Origin of the sequence: Bacillus sp. SIMBA_005 (assembly GCF_046535585.1) — a bacterium.
Lineage (GTDB): Bacteria > Bacillota > Bacilli > Bacillales > Bacillaceae > Bacillus > Bacillus pumilus.
The window spans coordinates 1-268 of record NZ_JAWRWI010000492.1 but is presented as its reverse complement, the minus strand read 5'-3'; the positions used below and the strand labels follow the sequence as shown (position 1 = coordinate 268).

1 pseudogene is annotated in these 268 nt (G+C 34.0%); it reads right to left on the bottom strand.

The window, feature by feature from the left end:
- A pseudogene (locus tag SB660_RS21035) lies at nucleotides 1–268 on the bottom strand (iron ABC transporter permease); the annotation flags it as partial.

Sequence of the window (268 nt, the reverse complement as noted above, 5' to 3'; positions counted from 1 at the left end):
CAATAAGTTACAACAACCATCGCCTTTGTATTGTAAATGGTTGCTGGTAACCATGGGGCATTCCAAAACATAATTAAGCCGACAACAAAGACGATACCAGGAATAATATTCGGCATTAGACTAAAGAAATCTAATAGTTGTTGTTTTTTCGTTTCTCCTTTTTTAATATAAAGGGCAATAAATAAACCAATTATCGCTGTAATAACTGCTGTAAATATTGAAAAAACAACGCTATTTAAAAATGCCGTTAAGCCAGCGCTACCACTAG